The 12,080-nt window shown below is 50.0% G+C and carries 9 protein-coding genes; 4 read left to right on the plus strand and 5 right to left on the minus strand.

What is annotated here, in order from left to right:
• Positions 1 to 112: 112 nt before the first annotated feature.
• The 4 genes from MKQ68_RS09855 to MKQ68_RS09870 all read right to left on the minus strand — a co-directional run bounded on the left by MKQ68_RS09855 (position 113) and on the right by MKQ68_RS09870 (position 8,245).
• Positions 113 to 5,263 carry an RHS repeat protein gene (locus tag MKQ68_RS09855; protein ID WP_264283143.1) on the minus strand — a complete coding sequence of 1,717 codons (5,151 nt, stop codon included), beginning with the start codon at positions 5,261 to 5,263 and terminating at the stop codon, positions 113 to 115.
• Positions 5,264 to 5,531: 268 nt separating this feature from the next.
• Positions 5,532 to 5,789: a hypothetical protein gene (locus MKQ68_RS09860; protein WP_264283144.1), complete on the minus strand. Its 258-nt coding sequence runs from the start codon at positions 5,787 to 5,789 to the stop codon at positions 5,532 to 5,534.
• Positions 5,790 to 5,890: 101 nt separating this feature from the next.
• A complete protein-coding gene (locus MKQ68_RS09865) occupies positions 5,891 to 7,366 on the minus strand; it encodes an alpha-amylase (protein WP_264283145.1) in 1,476 nt (491 codons plus the stop codon).
• 102 nt (positions 7,367 to 7,468) lie between these two features.
• The gene (locus MKQ68_RS09870) at positions 7,469 to 8,245 is read right to left on the minus strand and encodes a glycoside hydrolase family 16 protein (protein WP_264283146.1); all 777 of its coding nucleotides are present in this window, start codon (positions 8,243 to 8,245) and stop codon (positions 7,469 to 7,471) included.
• 75 nt (positions 8,246 to 8,320) lie between these two features.
• Here MKQ68_RS09870 and MKQ68_RS09875 point away from each other — a divergent pair, with 75 nt between their 5' ends.
• On the plus strand, positions 8,321 to 8,917 hold the full coding sequence (locus MKQ68_RS09875) for a 5'-methylthioadenosine/S-adenosylhomocysteine nucleosidase family protein (RefSeq protein ID WP_244839150.1): 597 nt from the start codon (positions 8,321 to 8,323) through the stop codon (positions 8,915 to 8,917).
• Between the two features lie 56 nt (positions 8,918 to 8,973).
• Here the strand turns inward: MKQ68_RS09875 and MKQ68_RS09880 are convergent, their stop codons facing one another.
• Positions 8,974 to 9,495: a hypothetical protein gene (locus tag MKQ68_RS09880; RefSeq protein WP_264283147.1), complete on the minus strand. Its 522-nt coding sequence runs from the start codon at positions 9,493 to 9,495 to the stop codon at positions 8,974 to 8,976.
• Between the two features lie 67 nt (positions 9,496 to 9,562).
• On the opposite strand from MKQ68_RS09880, the gene MKQ68_RS09885 reads away from it, so the two are divergent.
• The 3 genes from MKQ68_RS09885 to MKQ68_RS09895 all read left to right on the plus strand — a co-directional run bounded on the left by MKQ68_RS09885 (position 9,563) and on the right by MKQ68_RS09895 (position 12,078).
• Positions 9,563 to 10,333 (plus strand): alpha/beta hydrolase, encoded by a 771-nt coding sequence (locus MKQ68_RS09885; protein WP_264283148.1) that lies wholly within the window; start codon positions 9,563 to 9,565, stop codon positions 10,331 to 10,333.
• Between the two features lie 45 nt (positions 10,334 to 10,378).
• Positions 10,379 to 11,119 (plus strand): 23S rRNA pseudouridine(2604) synthase RluF, encoded by a 741-nt coding sequence (gene rluF, locus MKQ68_RS09890; protein ID WP_244839147.1) that lies wholly within the window; start codon positions 10,379 to 10,381, stop codon positions 11,117 to 11,119.
• Positions 11,120 to 11,241: 122 nt separating this feature from the next.
• Entirely contained in the window at positions 11,242 to 12,078 is an 837-nt protein-coding gene (locus MKQ68_RS09895; RefSeq protein ID WP_264283149.1) for a universal stress protein, read from the plus strand.
• Positions 12,079 to 12,080 lie beyond the last annotated feature (2 nt).

The following is a 12,080-nucleotide window of genomic DNA, read 5'->3' on the forward strand; positions in this document are numbered from 1 at the left end:
TTGGTCCCGCCATTCCCTGATGACACTTTCCAGTAAGGCCGCCCGTTGAAATGTCTACGTGTGCCCGGATGGTATTGAATGTAAAGGTCTGTGTAGTCAGTTCCCCTGCTGTTTAATTTCCGTAACGTCCAGCCTTTGCCTGCTTTTGTACCGTGTAACAAAGGCACTGCTTGCCATCCCTTTGGTGTACCCAAAATCGTCTGAACTTCAACAAAGCTTTTGAACTCCAAGAGTTGAGGATTAGCCATACGTCATCTACATTCCTGATTATTGGCTTTGGCGTCAGAGGAACTCTCACAGAAGGGGCCGGCGCCCTTCTTACTGCAATTGGAATAAATGGCATATCCGCGGTAGCAATCAGAGCAGCATTCGCACCACTTCTATAAATTCCCAGTAGATTATTTATCGATGTATTAATTTTATCTATCGTGGCATTTTCAATTATTGCTGGGCTCAGACTAGCATTATTTATAACATTCTTATCAAACTCCAAAAATCCAGCATTACTATTCCGCGCGACCTCGAGTAGTCCTTTGTAATACTGATCGACCAAGATTTTAAACTCTGCGAAGCCATTATAAGACATATCTTGTTGATTAATCTCCAAATATTTCGCAGATGCATCTAGAAGCCTTCCACTGACATCATCGGAAGATGCTTTTAGATTGTTTTTCATCACATTTTTCACTTCAGCACTAGCTACTTTGATCGCATCTACAAGCTGGCTCTTTGAAATTGCCTTTGCTGTATCTGCTCCATCTGGATCAGAATAATTGACCGGATTGTTGCCCAAGGAAGCGTATGGACTTTCATAATGTTTTACTACAGGATCAATGTTCCATCGCCTGGCCAGCCGCGAATCATATTCCCAGAACTCCGCCGTATAACTATTCCCCTCTCCCTTTATCTCATCCGACTTCTCCTGTCCATTAAACCCATAACGATACCCACCAACACCAAACACTCCAGCAGCACCACTTCCACTCCCCCCATACCCAGCATCCGCAATCGAAGCCACAAACTCATCCGCCATACCACTCTCAAAACCATCTTCAAATACCACTTCACGCGAAGCCACATACTCTGCCGGCTTACTGGCGTCTCGGCTACGAAGGAGCAATGACTCGGGCACATTATGGCCATTCAGCATCGTGCTGCCAACCGCCTGTCCACCAGCGATCTGACGCATGGTACGACCTGGCATCAGCATTCCGAAAGGATAATAATCCTGGGCATTGGTAATTTCTGGTGCATAACGGCTTACTGTTGACTGGTTATCAGACACACCAACGGGACGGTCGGTTACAACAGCCATTACGTTGCCGAGATGATTGCTTAATTCAAAGAGCTTTTTACCACGGTTAAAAATAGTGTTTTTATTTGATATATTGCCTGCCAGTAAAGGCGGCTCCGGCGCTTCCTCTTCCATGTCTATTGCACTGGTAGCCATGCCCAAACGGCTGCTGCCATATAAATGCGACTCCGTTAAACTGAGATGGCCGTTGTTCACGCTATTATCATGCTGGGTATAAACACTCAACACATTGCCTGTAGCGTCGCGCACATACCAGGTATAAACACCAGCCGTTTCTTTACGGATGCGATTGCCAGCGGCATCGTAAGCGTAATGGATGGTGCCGGTCGGCTTAGTGATACTTTTTATCTTACCATATATATTCCATTCGATATTCGTGATGCCTTCTTTCGAATCCGAGATAAGATTACCAATCTTATCATAGCTGTAGTTACCAGCAGTCTGCTCGTCGATGTCGCTACCATAATTCCCTGCAGGAACGGGATCTGTTACATGTGTTAACTTATTGGTGCCCGGCGTATAATGATAGGTCATATTATCCATCGCCAGCGGCTGGCCGGAGAAGGTGTTATTACCGTTGCGGGAATAGGTTTTGATATTACCATTACCGTCATAGGTAACGGCTTCTTTGAAGTCGTCGACAGCCTGGCCGGTCCAGCTGTTCGTGGTCGTATTGAGAGAACGCAGAGTTTGCATGCCGGATATGCGGTTCAGCACATCGTACTTGTAGGCATACAATAACGGCTCTCCAACTGCAGGTAGGTGAACGCTCATGGCACCGATATTGCCATTATACAGCGGCTTAAAATGAGTACCGGCGCTGAACAGGTCAGCGAAAGGTTTAACGCTGCTCTTAACAGGCGTGTAATCGGCGGCACCGTAGTAATGCAAAGCGTAACCGAATGCATCTTTCGCGATGAAACTGTTGTTGGAGCCGTCTCCACTCATATCGAAGTCAGGGGTGAGAGTGGTGCTGTTTACACCCTTAAGCCATCCCTGCAGGGTGTAGGCATAGTCGATACCCTGCACTTGTTGTTGCCCGAGTATGATACGCGCCAGCGGACCGTGTTTATAGTATTTATAATAAGCTTCATTTTCCCAGTGCAAATCGTCGCGGCTGGTTTCAACATTTACCAGCCTGTTATCGGCATCATATTGATAGCGATGGTAGAATGCATCTTTTAAGCCGGGCTGATACGACACTTTGTTCACTTTACCGCTGATCAGGTCATAGTCATAGTCTGTTGATGTCAACAGATCGTGAACGGCGTCTGCTTTTTTATAGGCTTGCCAAATGGTACCCACATTTCCATGAATGTCATAACTATAGAACGACGCCGCAGTGAACAAATGGGTAGCATCTGCGGCGCTGTTGTACACGGCGGTCCAGGCTACACGGTTGCGAAGGTTCTTCGGAAAAAGTACTGGACCTGAGCCTTCGTAGGGCGTGTCGTAATGGGTCAGGGTTATGTCGCGTCGACTGTTGGCAGCGGTATTCATCCAACCTGAGAGAGCGGCCGGGTCACGACTGAGCAACTGGGTCATGGCAGTACCGCTTGTTAACTCTCCTATTTCGGATATGCGTCCCAGTACGTCGTACTTGGTATAGCTATAATGATTAGCATCCAGTTGTTTATTATTCTGCGATAGTGATAGCCGTCCCAGGCGGTCATACCAAAAGTAGGAAGTTCCTGCGTCTGGCGTGAGCTGGGAAGTCAACGCATTAAGGATATTATAGCGATAGCGGGTCTGGAAGCCGTGGGCTGCCGGCAGCGCAGTACCATTAGCGCGGGCGGCTGCCACCTGCTGCAGCCAGGAGTTGGAACGATCTACCACTACGCCGGAGGGTGGAACGGTTTTCACCAGGTTCCCTGCCTGGTCATAATAGTAGAGCGTATAATGATACTCGCTCATTTCATAACCCACCGTAAAGGTTTCCCTTTCGGCAGCTTTCAGAGACGACTCCAGGTAGTCTGCCTCGAACTTGTTGAGCGCATTTTCCCGATAGGCCTGGTACAAGCGGCTCGCATTGCTGGCGATAAACTGCCCATTATCTGAACAATTATCTATTGGGGTAAGGGAACTTTCAAATACCGGTTTCTTAATTCCGCAAAGCAATGGACCTACGTATTCGGTGCTGCACACGTCCCGGGCGCCGCAACTGAGGCTGCTCCTTGTTACACTAACATTCAGCGGCGTAAAGCTTAGGTAGCGGATGTACAGGTTGTCACCTACCGGACTGTTATCGCCAACGGGGTATACGGCGCGTGCTTCCGGGCCACCTACCGGACGACCGGTGGTATCGCCCTTATAACGATAAGATTCGGATAAAGTAAAGGGCGTCATCAGCGTAGATACGTTCGACATAGTACGTGCAAGCGGTGCGTCGTCGCAGCCGGTAGAACCGGAAGCGCCTGCATGCATCAGGAAGGCGGAGCTCATCTTTGTACCACCAACCGTCAGGTTACCGTCGGGGTTTAACACGAAGTCGTCTACCTTCAAATATCCTCCCAAATCGGCTGCCTTTGTCCATACGAGCTGTCCGGCTGCATTCACTTTCCTCATGTAAAACTTGTTGCTGGCCGTCTGAATAACAGCTATATAGCCACCATCTGCTGTAAGGTGAAATGCGGCGGGCGATGCGGCCAGCGTGCCAGGTAATTCGTCAAACATTTTTGTCGACAGCACAAACCCGGCGCTTGTAATATCCATCATGCCTGCAATACCACAATCGCTATATGGCGGAACAGTCGTCATAAATGACACTTTATAGCCGCCGGGGGTGGGAATTACCTTCCCGAAAACGTGATCGTTATTAGTGCCTACATCAAACTTCTTCGCCTCTACCAGGTAACCATCGAACTTGTTTACTTTAAACACCATGCCCGTGTTTCTCGTGGTAGAAGACAACCTCCCATAACCACTCACTACGAGGTTATCTCCTTCTTCGATCAGGCTTACAGATTGTTCTGCCGTATTATCTGTGCCATACCGCCTGATCCAGCGTAAATCGCCAGAATTATTGAGTGATGCGATCAGGAAGTCCCTTCCTGCTGGATTATTATTAAACAAACCACATATTGCGTACTTGCCGTTATTCATTTGCACCACGTCCCGCACCTTCCTCGCAACCGCCTTCCCCGATATCTCCCCCCTCCACGGCAACGCCCTCAATCGCACTGTCGGCGCTGCCACCACTTGTTCATTATCCACGCCCACCAGCACTAATGCATTAGTGCTTTTACGTGTCAACGGTAGCAAAACGCCGCCTGTCTCTTCTAAGAAATACACGCAAAACACGACGAAGGTAGGTGCAGTCATACCAGCCGGGAGTTGCATCGTCAGCCGGATATCGCCTGTCTGCGACAAATCTACAGGAACGGCTGCATGTTCCGTATAAGCGTTCGCGTAGTTTCCGCTTTCAAAGTCTATGCCTGATGCGCTTCCATGTAACACGAAATGCGTGGCGCCTGGAGGAACGCCCAGTTGTAATTTTGGATCGAAAGAGGATATGGAGATTGTTATGCGTCCAGACTGGCGGTCGACGGTGGTTTGATATGATATTTTGTCTAACGATGTCTTACTGTTGAATTTAAAACCGCGCAACAGGCGAGGGTCGCCGTTACGCACTGTTCTGCTGCCTGTCACGTTGGTTTCGTCTGCTTTTATCACTTTACACATCAAACTAGTCAGCCTGTTATGCATTCCCTTTTCCGACACATGCGCGAGACTTTGACCAAATGAATTTCGCAACAACTTCCCTGCTTTGCTGGCGGATACAAAATCGGCCAGGCTGGCGCGGGATGCTGCAAACCGGGGCGACTTCAGCACCTGGTCTCGTTTGGGGCCTCGTTTCCGGCGGATCTTCAGACCGTCGGCCATCATGATGACGGTAAGGCCACCCAATAGCTCGTCCAGCTGTCTTTGTAGTTTTTTACGCGTCATCATGAGTAATATTGTTATAAATGTAAAGATAGGTGCGCGGTGAGAAGGCAAAAAATCAGATGACGCTTTTGTCGTTTTTGTCGTTTTTTGTCATTAATAAGGTGATAAACAGGTAGAAATTCTACTGTTATTCTACTACAATCCTACTGTAAATCCGTAAATAACTCAGATGTAATAGGGAACAACACCGAGTAATCATGAGAGGATCGCAGGTTCCGGCGCAAAGAAAAGCCAGCCCGTAAAGGCTGGCCTTTTATATAATGGAGATATATCAGTTCCGGTTTGCCTGCATATATGCTTCATAGGCTTCCTTACTCCAGTGCTGGTAATCCTGTAAACTGATACCCAGCTTTTCATCACGCTCCACTTCCTTGTAAGACCTGCAATCCCAATAGCCATTGGCCAACGAACGCACGTTCTCGCTTACAACAACGGGTTCACTTTCGTAATCTGCAGGGTAGCTTTTATAGTTACCGATCGCTAATTGCTGTACTTCTTTTTTTACGGTTTCTTTGGTGAGTCTTGACATGGTTAAATCTTTTGGTTCACAACTAATAGAACAAAAATGATTCCCCTATCTCCTCATCCACAGCACTTTATGATTTCTTTAAGAAAGATGATAAAATTCTGTTAACGCGGCACCCAGGCGCTTACGCCGCCTGCGGGACATAAAAACTCGCCCCAGCCGTTTTCATCGATGGTCACTTCTTCGGAGCGTTCGCCGAGATAATCGGTGAATACGGTGCCGGCGTAACGTTTGCCGACTTCCATGGATTTGTGGCCTTCATCTCCGTTGGAAAGCAGCACGGCGCAACCGGGATGTTCGTCGTCGCCTTCCCGGGTCCAGCCGATGCAGTTTTCATGATCGAAGTAATCGCGTTGAGGACCGTAGGCATTGTAGCGGCGCACTTGCAGCAGTTCCCAGATATGTTTACATTTCTCCAGGAAGATCTCGTGATCGTTGCCGTCGCGGCCTTTGTCTACGTAGTGACCGCCGTATACATCGGGGTAAAATATGCATGGGTAACCGCCTTCGCGCAGGAGGATCAATGCATATGCTAATGGTTTGAACCAGGCTTCCACGGGGGCTTCCAGCGCTTGCAGGGGTTGTGTGTCGTGATTATCGACTACGGTGACTGCCAGTAACGGGTTTACTTGTACGAGGCTGTTATCCAGAATGGTGCGCATATCAAAGCTATTGCCTTGTTGCGATGCGCGGTGAAAGTTATGGTGAAGGGCGGCGTCGAAAAGGGACATGCGACCTTCGGTAGCGTCGATATAACGTTGCAGGAGGTGCAGGTCGCCGGGAGCCCAGTATTCGCCGATGGCGAGCAGGTCAGGTTTATGCTGACGCAGGTAATCGAGCCATTCATTGTAAAACTTCGGGGAGATGTGCTTCACGGCATCGAGGCGTACGCCGTCGATCTTGAAGGTGTCGAGGTACCACTTGCCCCATTTGTTGAGTTCCTCGCGTACGGCGGTGTTGCGGAATTCGATGTCGTCGAACATGAGGTAATCGTAGTTACCCATCTCATCGTCGATCATTTCTTCCCAGTCGTCGCCGTATTCGTTCAAAATGCTGAAGATGCCGTCCTCCTGTAGATCCGCGGCATAGTCAACGCCACTGAAACACATATGGTCCCAGATGAAATCGGAGTATTTTCCGTTACGACCAGGAAAGGTGAATTTCGTGTAGGCTTCTATCTCGAAAGGCTCGCTGGTAAACTCGTTGCGATTATCAGGATTCACGCGGCGGACGGTTACTTTTTCGGTTTCGTCGGCGCCGGCTTTGTGATTGAGTACAATATCGGCATATACCTGTATGTTATGTTGATGGCAGGCGGCGATGGCTTTTTCGTACTGGGCACGGTCGCCGAACTTGGTGCGTACAGTGCCTTTCTGGTCGAACTCACCGAGATCGTAAATATCGTATGCGTCGTAGCCATTACTGTTGGTGCCCTCCTTACCTTTATAGGCAGGTGGAAACCACAAGGCGTTAATGCCGGCAGCAGCCAATGCTTCGGCGTTTTTGGCGATCAGTTCCCATAAATTTTCTTCCGCGGTATTATACCAGTGGAAGTATTGCATCATTGTTCCGTTAATCATTGGGGATGTTTACTCATCCATATAACAAATTAAGGCCCACCCCCTTCCAGCCCTGCAATAGCGGCCGTGATAGTTGCAAAACTTCCACATTCCGGGAAGCTGTTATTCGTAAATACGCACGTAGTCGATGTCGTAAATAAACGGCAGGTCGGCATCCGTCACCGGTCCAGGCCAGCCGCCTTCGCGACCGAGGGCAAGGTTGATGAGCAGGTAGAAACGTTTGTGGAAGATCTCCTGAACGGCCGAACTTTCCGCGCTGATATTAAAGGTGAAGTACACTTTATCGTCGTAAAACACGTCTATCTGCTGTTCGTTCCACTCGATGGCATAAATGTGATAATCCTCCACCGGCTTCACATCTTTAATGCTACCACCCTTCTGAGCATGTTTGCCATTGTCGCCTTTATAGTGCATGGTGCCGTAAACGGTGCCGGAGTCTTTACCGAGAAATTCCATGATATCGATCTCGCCGCAGTCGGGCCACCTTACCGGGCCATGATTGGCACCCAGCATCCAGATGGCCGGCCAGGAACCGCGACCACCGGGTAGCTTGGCGCGCACTTCTACGCGGCCGTATTTGAAGTCCGCCTTGCCTTTGGTGATGATGCTGGCGGCGGTATACTTCGCGCCCTTGTATTCCTCTTTACGGGCTTCTATGCGCAGGTGGCCGTTCTCCACGCGGGCGTTCTCCAGGCGGTTGGCGGTGTAATATTGCGGCTCCTGGTTGCGGATGAAGCCTGTCTCATAACTCCATCTGGTGGAATCGGGCAGACCGGTATAATTAAATTCATCGCTCCAGATCAGTTTCCGGGTATTTTGTTGCGCGTGAACACTGGCTGCCAGGGCGCAAAAGGGCAGAATTAATAGTAAATGTTTCATGACGTGAAATGTAGTAGTCTTAAAAATAACAAAGGAACCCGATACTTTCCTATTTTTGCGCGTCAATTTATGAGCATGATGCAACAGATGATACAGGCGACGGCCATCGAACAGCACCGACCACTCTACGTTTTCGCGTTAGAGTCGGAGGCGGCGGAAGAATTTGCAGGCTACAATACGGTGTTTACCGGCATTGGTAAGGTGCAGGCGGCCTATCAGCTGACGAAAAGTATTTACACGCAGCGGCCCGGACTGATCGTGAACCTGGGTTCGGCGGGCAGCACACACTTCAAACGTGGCGAGGTGGTTTGTTGCAGCAGTTTTGTACAGCGCGACATGGATGTTACGGGCCTTGGTTTCCAGAAATATGTAACGCCCCTTACCGGGCAGGGACCGATCTTACAATACGGCCTTCAGCTGGAAGGTTTGCCCCAGGGCATTTGTGGCACAGGCGATAGTTTCGAGACGGCGCATATTGTAACGGAGTATGATGTATTGGACATGGAAGCCTATCCCCTGGCGCTTATCGCGATGCAGGAACAGATTCCTTTCCTGTGTTTAAAGTATATTTCTGACGGGGCCGATGGCGGGGCCGCCGAGGACTGGACGGTACAGGTACACCATGCTGCGGCGGCGCTAAAGCGGGTGCTGGCAGGAGCGACAACAGTATAACGGGTTGCATATAATTGAAAAGGGCTGACCGCTACTTGCCGGTCAGCCCTCTTTATTTACCTGATCTTCAACATCGATTGTAAGATGCTGCCGGTGGCACTTCCATCGTCCCATCCACTGCGCACCTGGTATTTACCATTGATGCGGCTTTCGAGATACCAGGTGATGCCGTCTTCGGCGGGTGTTTGCTGCGGGATGGTTTCTGTAAGCTGCGCGGGCAGGTCTTTCCAGGCCTTATCCTGCAACACGATGAGCGTATCGCGCACCACTACACCATCGAGGCGCATTTCTTTATAATTGGCATATAATACGTCGTCAAACTTGTTGATGCGGGTTACGCTCAGGTTCGAGAATGTCGGCAGCCATAACAGGCGGATGAAATCACCCTTGCCGGTATAACCGTTAAGTGTAGGCTCCTTCATCACGAACAGGGCATCTGCGGCCCGGGCGGCGGTAGAGTCGTTGGCGAAATAGGCAGCTGCACCAGTGGCAGGCTGCATCCTGTCTTGCACACGCGGGCGGCTTCCGGTACAGGCCGCGAGCAGTAAAACCAATCCTAAAACGGGAAGTTGCTTCATTCCCCAAACTTATAAATATTTCTTCCTTTGAAATAATATATTTGTTACACCACGCATAAACCCAGTTATGAGGTATACCACATTATTACTCGTCACCTTCCTGATCACCGGCCGCCTGCATAGCCAGGAATTTAAAACATACGCTTACAAAGACACGCTCAAACTGGATGTGTTTACGCCTGCCGGCCTGGCCGAAGGCGCGTTGCTCCCGGTGATGGTGCTCTTTCACGGAGGCGGGTGGGTCAAAGGTACCCGACCGGTGATGTACCCGGAGTGTCGCTACTTTGTAAAACGTGGCTTCGTCACCGTTACGGCCAGCTACCGCCTGCTTTCGCCAGGTCAGGAGGATAAATCGATCTGTATCGAAGATGCCGTATCAGCTATCCAATGGGTGAAACAACATGCACGGGAGCTGCATGTGGATACGACGAAATTAGTGCTCGGCGGTAGTTCTGCAGGTGGTCACCTGGCGACGATGGCCGGCCTAACTTTACCTGGTGTGAAGGCGTTATTGCTGCTAAATCCTGCCTACAGGGCGGCCGACCCTCCGGCAGTATTGCCTTTCGATAAGGTTACCGTCACCACCCCGCCGGCCATCCAGTTCTTTGGCACCGGCGACAGCAGCTGGAAGCCGGGGGGCGACAGGTTTCGGGCGGTATTGGATTCGGCAGGTGTCAGGAATGAATATTGGACGGCCGAAGGTGGCGCTCACACTTTTTACCGGGCAGCGGAATGGCAGGCCGAAACGATGTACAGGATGGATGTGTTTCTAGTGTCGCTGGGCATACTGCAAGGGCCGATACCTACGTCCCCCGTGCCGGCCTTGCGAATGAAATGATCCCCACTCCCTGTCCCATTTTTGCCTACCTTTGCACCGATTCCCATGGACAAGAGCATCAATAAATATATCGCGGAGACCGGCTTCTGTAGCAGACGAGAGGCGGATAAGTACATCGAACAGGGGCGTGTAACGATCAATGATAACATTGCATCGAAAGGTAACCGTGTAGAAGCAGGCGACGTTGTTGAGATCGACGGCGAACCGCTGAAGAAGAAAACGGCCCCGGTATACATTGCGCTTAATAAACCAAAGGGCATCACCTGTACTACCGATCTTAAAGACAAAACCAATATCATCGACTATGTAAATTACAAGTCACGGGTGTTCCCTATCGGGCGGTTGGATAAGTTGTCCGAAGGCCTCATCTTCCTCACCAACGATGGCGACATCGTAAATAAGATTTTGCGTGCGGGCAATAAGCATGAAAAGGAATATATGGTATCGGTGGATAAGCCCATCACCGTGGAGTTCCTGAAGAACATGCGCAGCGGCGTGCGTATTCTCAACACCTGGACCAAACCCTGTTTAGTACAGCAGGAAGGTCCGAACAGGTTCCGTATCATTCTTACCCAGGGGTTAAACCGGCAGATCCGCCGTATGTGTGAGGCGCTCGACTATAAGGTAGAGTCGCTGAAGCGTACGCGTATTATGGGTTTTACATTGAAAGGATTACAGCCTGGTCACTGGCGGCACTTTACCAAAGAAGAAGTAGCAGAGATCAATGACCTGGTAGCGAAAAGCAGCAAAACGGCCGACGGCGATCTTGGTGGCATGGATGAATAGCGCGGCTGTGCCTACATTGTTATCCCCCGGGCACAATTTATGATCTGAATCATACCCCATTCTAACCGGGCTCTTACCGGTATCTAACCCGTATTTATTAAATTTGATAAAAGCTCCATATTATGAAGAAAATAGCCGCCATATTCGATGGGTTGAAGTTCTCCGATAGCACCCTGAACTACGCAGTGGGCATAGCGAAAGAACAATCGGCTCACCTGACGGGCATCTTTCCCGACGACTTTATCTATAATAGCTTCAACATCAACAAACTGATTTCCGCCGGGGCTACTGCTGAGAAAATTGCCCAAATGGAGGAGCTGGACAAAAAGAAGCGGGACGACTCGGCCCTGCTCTTCGGCAACGCCTGTACGAACGCAGGATTGCCTTACAGTGTACATCGCGATAAAAGCATCGCCATACAGGAGGTGCTGCATGAAAGTATTTATGCCGACCTGATGGTGATCAATACAACCGAAACCTTTCAGCTGAAGGAACAGGCGCCGCCCACCGACTTTATACGTAGTCTGCTCAGCGAAGTGCAGTGCCCTGTGTTGCTGGTACCGCCAGTGCATACGCCTTTTACGAAGATCGTGTTGTTGTATGATGGTGAACCATCTTCCGTATTCGCCATCAAAATGTGTTGTTATTTGCTGCCAGCATTACGCAACCTGCCGGTACAGGTGATCTCCGTCAATGATCCGGGTGCAGGTTTGCAACTGGATGATAATAAACTGATGCGCGAGTTCCTCACGCTGCACTTCCCGCACGCGGAGTATAAAGTACTTAACGGGCGTGTAGAACAAACCGTGTTGGAAGAGCTGAAAGCCCAGGGTCCCGGCGCTTTGACAGTATTGGGCGCTTACCGTCGCGGTATGGTATCTCGTTGGCTGCGCGAAAGCATGGCTGACTTTTTGATGCGGGAACTTTCTCTCCCCTTGTTTATTGCGCACAACAAATAAAG

Origin of the sequence: Chitinophaga horti (assembly GCF_022867795.2) — a bacterium.
GTDB lineage: Bacteria > Bacteroidota > Bacteroidia > Chitinophagales > Chitinophagaceae > Chitinophaga > Chitinophaga horti.

Excerpts from the sequence above, each read along its gene's own strand:
- MKQ68_RS09855 (WP_264283143.1), bottom strand. The coding sequence starts at position 5,263 with ATGATGACGCGTAAAAAACTACAAAGACAGCTGGACGAGCTATTGGGT.
- MKQ68_RS09860 (WP_264283144.1), bottom strand. The coding sequence starts at position 5,789 with ATGTCAAGACTCACCAAAGAAACCGTAAAAAAAGAAGTACAGCAATTA.
- MKQ68_RS09865 (WP_264283145.1), bottom strand. The coding sequence starts at position 7,366 with ATGATTAACGGAACAATGATGCAATACTTCCACTGGTATAATACCGCG.
- MKQ68_RS09870 (WP_264283146.1), bottom strand. The coding sequence starts at position 8,245 with ATGAAACATTTACTATTAATTCTGCCCTTTTGCGCCCTGGCAGCCAGT.
- MKQ68_RS09875 (WP_244839150.1), top strand. The coding sequence starts at position 8,321 with ATGATGCAACAGATGATACAGGCGACGGCCATCGAACAGCACCGACCA.
- MKQ68_RS09880 (WP_264283147.1), bottom strand. The coding sequence starts at position 9,495 with ATGAAGCAACTTCCCGTTTTAGGATTGGTTTTACTGCTCGCGGCCTGT.
- MKQ68_RS09885 (WP_264283148.1), top strand. The coding sequence starts at position 9,563 with ATGAGGTATACCACATTATTACTCGTCACCTTCCTGATCACCGGCCGC.
- rluF (WP_244839147.1), top strand. The coding sequence starts at position 10,379 with ATGGACAAGAGCATCAATAAATATATCGCGGAGACCGGCTTCTGTAGC.
- MKQ68_RS09895 (WP_264283149.1), top strand. The coding sequence starts at position 11,242 with ATGAAGAAAATAGCCGCCATATTCGATGGGTTGAAGTTCTCCGATAGC.